This window comes from Micromonospora sp. NBC_01699 (assembly GCF_036250065.1).
Classification (GTDB): Bacteria; Actinomycetota; Actinomycetes; order Mycobacteriales; family Micromonosporaceae; genus Micromonospora_G.
The window spans coordinates 8,272,413-8,280,328 of the sequence record NZ_CP109199.1 but is presented as its reverse complement, the minus strand read 5'-3'; the positions used below and the strand labels follow the sequence as shown (position 1 = coordinate 8,280,328).

The following is a 7,916-nucleotide window of genomic DNA, read 5'->3' as shown; positions in this document are numbered from 1 at the left end:
GCCAACCCCAATCAAGGGGCCCACAACCCGGGGCTTTTTACTCCCACATTCACACCCGGCGTTCCCGCCCGGCGCTTTTACTACGCTACCCGGTCGTTTCCGCCGAGTCAAACCGGAAGTTCCCGGTTTGTTCATAACCACCCGATCAAACTCTGATCGGGCCCGCTCTTCGCACACAGCAACCTACACCATGTGTTTCGGAGAGGATTTAGCGGGCCGTCCTGCTCCCCCGGTGTTACCCGGCGGTTCCTGTCCGGTGCCCCGCTGACTTGGAAAAAGTTACCCGATGACTGGTTCAGAGCCAAATCGATCAAGGTGACTGAGTTCTCGGATCGGGTTCGGATGCCGCGTACTCAGCGGTTTTGACCGGTCCGGCGGGTGGCCCGCCAGGCCCGTAGACCGAGGAGCCCGACGGTCGTACCGATCGCCAACGAGGCTCCGATCAGTACCGCGTGTACCCAGAGAAAGCTGGTCGGCGACCCCGCGCCCACTTCTCCGGTCGACCACGACCGGGGGTCCTGCCAGATCGCCAGACCGAACCGTGGCCAGATCACCCAGGTCCACAGACCGACCCCGGACAGAAAGAGCGCCCAGCCGCGCGAAAGCGTCACGAGCGGCGAGTATGCCAGGTCAGCACGCTGGCGACGGGCCGCCGACGAGCCGATCGACACGGTTCGGAGCAGCGAAGGCCGCCATCGCCGTCACATTGGCCATTCGGTCGGGTCACGACGGCCATTCGGTCACGACCAACGCTCGCCCCGAGGCAGGCCCTCCGACCCATCCGACCTCCGAGAGGTTCGCCTCCGAGCGGTTCGCCTCCGAAAGACGAATCCTTCCGGAGGCGAGAGGCGTACTTCCCGGAGGCGAGCGGAAAGGTACGAACGGAGTGTGTCCCAGTAGGGACGGCCCGGACGCCTGAGCGCTCAGAACCGGACGCCCGAGCGCTCAGGACCGGCGGCGACGCAGTCCGCGCGACACCGCGACCGTCAGCGCGCCGATCAGGAGGAGCACCGCGCCCACGACGAACAGCCAACCGGACGGCATCGGCTCGTCCCCGGTAACCGGAAGGTGCCCACCGCCGGTGCCCGTCGGCCGGGGAGTGGGCCGGCCGGTGGGTGTGGCGGTCGGTTGCACCGGCAGCACCTCGAAGGTCACGCCGCCGGATCCCGACGTCGGCGCCGGTGCCGCGACCGGCACCACCGCGCCGAGCTGGCGGGCGGCATCCGGGCGGTCGATCGTCAGGCTCGTGGCGAGCGCCACGCCGGCGAGGATGGGGGCGAACAGACCCCACCAGCCCGGCGTACGGCGTCGGCTCCGTTGACGGACGACCATCGTGATGCCCCCTTCACGACCGGCGCGGATTGGCTTCTCCGGTGGCCGTGGACCGGCCGCCGACGGGCGCAGCCGCTCCCAGATGTCCCGATCCGCCCGCTTCCCAAGGCGACGATAGCGAAGAATTATCTCGTATTGGGGCGAACCCGGAGGTAGCCGCTTGAGTCGACCCGGCGCCTCCCGGGCGACGGGGGTCACCGGGCCGGCGTCCCCGAGACCCAGGACCGCAACTACGCATGGTCTGCCATCAACCCCGGCGCTGTTACGATTGCGCCCATGCGTTTACTGGTCACCGGTGGTGCGGGTTTTATCGGATCAAATTTTGTCCGCCAGGCACTGGACGCACTCGACTGTGAGATCGACATACTCGACGCGCTCACCTACGCGGGTGACCGGAGCAGCCTCGCCGAGGTGGAGCAACGCATCAATTTCGTACACGGCTCGGTGACCGACGCCACCACCGTTGACGACCTCGTACGACGAGCCGACACCGTGGTGCATTTCGCGGCAGAGTCGCACAACGACAACTCGGTGGTGGATCCGAGCCCGTTCGTTCAGACGAACCTCATCGGGACCTTCAACATCCTGGAGAGCGTGCGGCGGCACGACAAGCGGCTGCACCACATCTCGACCGACGAGGTGTTCGGCGATCTTGAGTTGGACGAGGACCGCAAGTTCACCGAGACCAGCCCGTTCGACCCGTCGAGCCCGTACTCGTCGACCAAGGCCGGTTCGGACCTGATGGTGCGCGGCTGGATCCGGTCGTTCGGTGTCCGCGCCACCATCTCGCACTGCTCGAACAACTACGGGCCGTTCCACCACATCGAGAAGTTCATCCCGCGACAGATCACCAACGTCATCGACGGGATCCGGCCGAAGGTCTACGGCTCCGGGCTGAATGTCCGCGACTGGATTCACGTACATGACCACAACACCGCGGTGAACGCGATTCTCGAACGCGGCGTGATCGGCCAGACATACCTGATCGGCGCCGAATGCGAGCTGAACAACATTGTGGTGGTCCAGGAGATCCTGCGCCTGATGGGCCGCCCGGACGACTGGTTCGACATGGTCGGTGACCGACCGGGCCACGACCTGCGGTACGCGATCGACTCCACCAAACTCCAGTCGGAACTCGGTTGGAAGCCGCAGTACCTCAACTTCCGCGACGGGCTCGCCCAGACCGTCGAGTGGTACCAGCAGAACGAGAAGTGGTGGCGGCCGAAGAAGGAAGCGACCGAGGCGAAGTACCGCCAGCTCGGCCGCTGACCCTCCCGTCGCCCCGCCGGACGGCGGTCGACCCAAGATCTCGCCCAAAAGCGCCGCTCACCCCGGTGAGCGGCGCTTTCTCTTGCCCGAACACCCGGCACGACTCCATCCGACGAGTGTTGTGGACCACCTTGATACCCCTGGGGGGTACGGGTATGGTTGATCGCAGCAGGGGTCGTGCCGTGCCGTCACGGCGGGCACCGACCGATCACCACCCCCGACGAGGAGGCCCCATGGAAGCCACGTACCAGGTCACCGGAATGACCTGCGCCCACTGCGCACAGTCGGTCCAGACCGAGATCGGTGCCCTGCCCGGCGTCAGCAAGGTACGGGTCGACGTGGGCAAGGGTGCCGTCACCGTCGACAGCGAACAGCCCCTCGACGAGTCCGCGGTCCGCGCCGCAGTCAACGAGGCCGGCTACAACCTGGTCGGCTAACGAGCCATGAAGACCCGATTCAAGGTCGGCGGCTACCTGGCCGGGCTGGCGGTGGTCTTCGGGGCCGCCCTCGGCGCCGGCCAGGTGACCGGGCGCGGACCCGACCCGGACACCGCCGCCCGGTCAGGTCACGGCCACCCCGGCAGCGTCCCGCCCGAACACGACAACGAGGAGATCGGGGAACCGACGCAACCGCCGGGCGGGTTGCAGGTGGCCCAGGACGGCTACCGACTCACCCCGCTCACCGCGACCCTGGCCACCGGACCGGCCAACCAGTTCTCGTTCCGGGTGCTCGGGCCGGACGGCGCCCCGCTGACCGCGTACACGCCGACGCACGACAGGGACCTGCACCTCATAGTGGTACGTCGCGACCTGAGCGGGTTCCGGCACGTACATCCACGGATGGCGGGCGACGGCACCTGGACCGTTGCGCTCACCATCGACGCACCCGGACAGATCCGCCTGATCGCCGACTTCCAGCCGGCCGGACACCCGGACAACATCACGCTCGGGGTCGACGTACCGGCGCCCGGCGACTACCGACCGGTCCCGCTGCCGGTCACCGGCCGCAGTGCCCTGGTCGGCGACGGCTACACCGTCACTCTCGACGGCACCCTCGAACCGGGCACCTCGTCCACCCTCGCCCTCACCGTGAGCAGGTACGGCACCCCCGTAACCGACCTACAGCCCTACCTCGCGGCGTACGGTCACCTGGTCGCGCTGCGCGACGGGGACCTCGCCTACCTGCACGTACACCCGGACGGTGGACCCGGCGACGGGCGGACCACGGCCGGGCCGACGATCACCTTCCGGGTGGAGGTGCCCAGCGCCGGGGCGTACCGGCTCTTCCTCGACTTCCAACACCGGGACACGGTCCGGACGGCCGAGTTCACCGCACTCGCCGGCCAGCCCGGCCAGACCCACGGTTAGGAGATCAGCGATGACCACCGCCGGCCGATCCCTACCCCGGGAAGCCACCTCGATCCAGCTCACCATCGGCGGCATGACCTGCGCCTCCTGCGCCTCCAGGATCGAGCGGAGACTCAACCGGCTCGACGGCGTCGAGGCGACGGTCAACTACGCCACCGAGAAGGCCAGCGTCACGCTGACCGACAACACCGTCACCGTCGCCGAGCTGATCGCCATCGTGGAGAAGACCGGCTACACCGCCCAGCTCCCCCCACCGCCCCGGCGGGCGGGTGACACCGACGCGAGCGGCGAGCCGGTCGACGAGCTGCACGCGCTGCGTACCCGATTGTGGGTTTCCCTGGTCCTGACCGTGCCGGTCATCGCGCTGGCGATGGTCCCGGCCTGGCAGTTCACCTACTGGCAGTGGCTCTCGCTGACCCTGGCCGCCCCGGTCGTCGTCTACGGCGGGCTGCCGTTCCACCGGGCCGCCCTGGTGAACCTGCGCCACGGGGCCGCGACCATGGACACCCTGGTCTCGCTCGGCACCACCGCCGCGTTCGGCTGGTCGCTCTGGGCGCTGTTCTTCGGCACCGCCGGCACACCCGGCATGGTCCACCCGTTCAGCCTCGAAGTCAGCCGCTCCGACGGCAGCGGCAACATCTACCTCGAAGCCGCCGCCGGGGTGACCCTGTTCCTGCTCGCCGGCCGCTACTTCGAGGCCCGATCCAAGCGACGGGCCGGGTCCGCCCTGCGAGCACTGCTCGAACTCGGCGCCCGCGACGTCGCGGTGCAGCGCGGCACGACCGAGGTACGCGTACCGATCGAGCAGTTGACGGTCGGCGACCGGTTCGTGGTCCGGCCCGGCGAGAAGATCGCCACCGACGGGGTGATCGAGGAGGGCACCTCCGCCATCGACGCGAGCCTGCTCACCGGGGAGTCCGTGCCGGTCGAGGTCGGCCCCGGCAAACCGGTGGTGGGGGCGACCGTCAACGCCGGCGGCCGGTTGGTCGTCCGCGCCACCCGGATCGGCTCGGACACCCAGCTCGCCCAGATGGCGACACTGGTCGAGCGGGCGCAGACCGGCAAGGCCCAGGTGCAGCGGCTCGCCGACCGGATCTCCGGGGTCTTCGTGCCGATCGTGATCGCACTGTCGGTGGCAACGCTGGGCTGGTGGCTCGGTGCCGGTACGGGCGGCTCCACCGCCTTCACCGCCGCGGTCGCCGTACTGATCATCGCCTGCCCGTGCGCGCTCGGCCTGGCCACCCCGACCGCGCTGCTGGTCGGCACCGGCCGGGGGGCGCAACTCGGCATCCTGATCAAGGGTCCGCAGGTGCTGGAATCCACCCGTACGGTCGACACGATCGTGCTGGACAAGACCGGCACCGTCACCACCGGCCGGATGACACTGGTCGACGTCGTCACCGCCGACGACCAGTCGCCCGACGAGGCGCTACGCCTGGTCGGAGCGGTCGAAGCCGCGTCCGAACACCCGATCGCGCGGGCCATCGCGGCCGGTGCGGTCAACCGGGTCGGCCCGCTGCCGGCGGTCGGCGACTTCGCCGCACTCGGCGGGCTGGGCGTCACCGGTACGGTCGACGGCCACGAACTGACCGTCGGACGGGAACGGCTGCTCGCCGACCGGGGACTCGACCTGCCCGGACGCCTGTCGGCCGCCCGTGCCGACGCCGAAGCCGCCGGTCGTACGGCGGTCCTCGCCGGTTGGGGCGGACAGGTCCGGGCGGTGTTCGTGGTCGCCGACGTGGTCCGGCCGAGCAGCGCCGGGGCGGTCCTCACACTGCGCGGACTCGGCCTGACCCCGGTGCTGCTGACCGGCGACAACCTCGGCGCGGCCGAATCGGTCGCGGCCGAGGTCGGCATCGACGAGGTGATCGCCGAGGTGCTGCCCGCCGACAAGGTCGACGTGGTCAAGCGGCTCCAGGACGAGGGCCGGGTGGTGGCGATGGTCGGCGACGGGGTCAACGACGCCGCCGCGCTCGCCCAGGCCGACCTCGGCATCGCCATGGGCACCGGCGCCGACGTGGCGATCGAGGCCGCCGACCTGACCCTGATCCGGGACGACCTGATGGCCGCGGCGGACGCGATCCGGCTCTCCCGGCGTACCCTCGGGACGATCAAGGGCAACCTGTTCTGGGCCTTCGGCTACAACGTCGCCGCCCTACCCCTGGCCGCCACCGGCCTGCTCAACCCCATGATCGCCGGAGCCGCCATGGCACTGTCCTCAATCTTCGTGGTAGCCAACAGCCTCCGCCTCCGCCACTTCCACCCCCTCCCGTAACCCCCCCCGCGCGCGTCGCGCACGTGCCCCGCGCGTGCCGCGCCGTGCCGCGTCGCGCCGTGCCGCGCCGTGCCGTGCCGTGTCGGCGATCTAGGGCAAATGGTGGTGGATGGAGATCCACTAACACGTATTTGCCCTAGATCGACGGGGAGGGGGCGGGGCGGGGGGGAGGGGGAGGGGAGTGGGAGGGAGGGAGGGGGTTAGGGGCAATGCCGCTTAGTTAGGGGGGTGGGTCGGTTGTCAATCCTGTGGTGTGCAGGATGTTGACGGTGATGGTGTGGTGGTAGTTGGTGCGGTCGATGGTGCCTTTGGCGCGGTGTTTGGAGATGGCGCGTTTGACTACTCGTGGGCTTGTTCGGGCGCGTCGTTTCGGGAGGAGGTGGGTCAGGACCGCGCGGCCGATCACTCCGACGAGGTCGATGGTGGTGTCGGCGATGACCCCGGTGGCCAGGATGATCTGGTCCCGGGCGGCGTGGACCGCCACGGTGAAGCTGGCCTGGTCCGGGCTGGTCGGTTGGTTGGCGGTGGCGTCGGCCATAGCCAGCCGCACCGTTTGGTAGACGGTCAGCAGGGCGTGGACTTCCTGACTCACCCCGTTCGGGGTCCGGGCCCGTAGGACCCGTCCGCCGAGCAGGGTGGACTTCAACTCCAGGTACGTCGTCTCGATTTCCCAGCGTTGGTGGTAGAGCGTGACCAGGTCCAGAGCGGGGAATCGGTGGTGATCGGTGAGGGTGGTGATCAGCCGGTACCGGCCGACATGGTGTTTCCCGTCGAGGTGCACCAGGATCTCGGCGTCGACGACCCGGACCGTCATCGCGCCGATGACCGATAGCCAGGACCCGTCGTGGTGGCGGCGGATCACCGGTAGCCGCCGGTCGTCTTTGTCCCGCACGAGCAGGTCGACGCCGGTGCCGGCGAACTGTTCGATCATCGTGCGGGCGGCGAAGCCCCGGTCGGCCAGTAGGAGCATGCCCGGGTGCAGACAGCCCAGCAGACGCCCGGCGCAGGCGAGTTCACCGGTGGTGAGTGGGGTGAACACCGCGTCGATCAGTGTGCGGGTGCCGCAGGCCACGACCGCGACCAGCCGCACCATGGGATATCCGGACCCGCCGTGGGTGCCGGCCTGACGCGGGTAGACCGCCAGATTCGCCGTGCTGTCGGGCACGAACATGCTGGTGCCGTCGATCGCGCAGACCAGCAGACCCCGCCACCGCTGGGCCCCGGCGGGTGGACCCGCCAACAGCCGAAACAACGCCGCCAGGGGCTTGTCCCCGACCCGACGGCGGGCCTGGGACAGGGCTGAGGAAGTCGGCATCGCCACCGCCAACCCGTCCAGGCCGGCGACGAGCCGGGCCCATACCTGCTGGTAGCCCAACTCGGTGAACAGCCCCGCCGCGAGCAGCAGATATACCACCACTCGCGAAGGCACATCCCGCACCCGAGCCTGCACCGACCGGGTATCGGCCAGGACCGCGTCGACCATCTCGAACGGCACGTGCTGCGTCAACTCACCCAGATGACCCGGCGCGAACCGCCCCGAAGCCACCGCGATCGTCCGGGTGATGGCAAACTGTTCCAACGGCGGGGCTCCCGGTCCAGAGGCTGTCTTGGAGTGACAAACCTCTATACCGGAGCCCCGTCGTTCCTTCTGCCACGACACGCCCTTGACAAGC

The 7,916-nt window shown here is 69.2% G+C and carries 7 protein-coding genes; 4 read left to right on the top strand and 3 right to left on the bottom strand.

Annotation, left to right across the window (positions count from 1 at the left end):
• Positions 1–353: 353 nt before the first annotated feature.
• Entirely contained in the window at positions 354–611 is a 258-nt protein-coding gene (locus OG792_RS34570; protein WP_329106109.1) for an SCO4848 family membrane protein, read from the bottom strand.
• Between the two features lie 334 nt (positions 612–945).
• Positions 946–1,332 (bottom strand): hypothetical protein, encoded by a 387-nt coding sequence (locus tag OG792_RS34565; RefSeq protein WP_329106107.1) that lies wholly within the window; start codon positions 1,330–1,332, stop codon positions 946–948.
• 276 nt (positions 1,333–1,608) lie between these two features.
• Between OG792_RS34565 and rfbB the strand changes: the two genes are divergently transcribed.
• From rfbB to OG792_RS34545, 4 genes are all read left to right on the top strand, one after another.
• Entirely contained in the window at positions 1,609–2,601 is a 993-nt protein-coding gene (gene rfbB, locus OG792_RS34560) for a dTDP-glucose 4,6-dehydratase (RefSeq protein ID WP_329106105.1), read from the top strand.
• Between the two features lie 233 nt (positions 2,602–2,834).
• Entirely contained in the window at positions 2,835–3,038 is a 204-nt protein-coding gene (locus tag OG792_RS34555; RefSeq protein ID WP_329106103.1) for a heavy-metal-associated domain-containing protein, read from the top strand.
• Positions 3,039–3,044: 6 nt separating this feature from the next.
• A complete protein-coding gene (locus OG792_RS34550; protein WP_329106101.1) occupies positions 3,045–3,968 on the top strand; it encodes a hypothetical protein in 924 nt (307 codons plus the stop codon).
• A 10-nt stretch (positions 3,969–3,978) separates the two neighbouring features.
• Positions 3,979–6,243 (top strand): heavy metal translocating P-type ATPase, encoded by a 2,265-nt coding sequence (locus OG792_RS34545; RefSeq protein WP_329106099.1) that lies wholly within the window; start codon positions 3,979–3,981, stop codon positions 6,241–6,243.
• 220 nt (positions 6,244–6,463) lie between these two features.
• Here OG792_RS34545 and OG792_RS34540 read toward each other — a convergent pair whose 3' ends face one another.
• Positions 6,464–7,822, bottom strand: coding sequence for an IS4 family transposase (locus tag OG792_RS34540; protein ID WP_329104950.1), 1,359 nt, complete (start codon positions 7,820–7,822; stop codon positions 6,464–6,466).
• Positions 7,823–7,916 lie beyond the last annotated feature (94 nt).

What these genes read in the sequence shown, in the direction of transcription:
- OG792_RS34545 (WP_329106099.1), top strand. Translation starts at nt 3,979, where the DNA reads ATGACCACCGCCGGCCGATCCCTACCCCGGGAAGCCACCTCGATCCAG.
- OG792_RS34555 (WP_329106103.1), top strand. Translation starts at nt 2,835, where the DNA reads ATGGAAGCCACGTACCAGGTCACCGGAATGACCTGCGCCCACTGCGCA.
- OG792_RS34550 (WP_329106101.1), top strand. Translation starts at nt 3,045, where the DNA reads ATGAAGACCCGATTCAAGGTCGGCGGCTACCTGGCCGGGCTGGCGGTG.
- rfbB (WP_329106105.1), top strand. Translation starts at nt 1,609, where the DNA reads ATGCGTTTACTGGTCACCGGTGGTGCGGGTTTTATCGGATCAAATTTT.
- OG792_RS34565 (WP_329106107.1), bottom strand. Translation starts at nt 1,332, where the DNA reads ATGGTCGTCCGTCAACGGAGCCGACGCCGTACGCCGGGCTGGTGGGGT.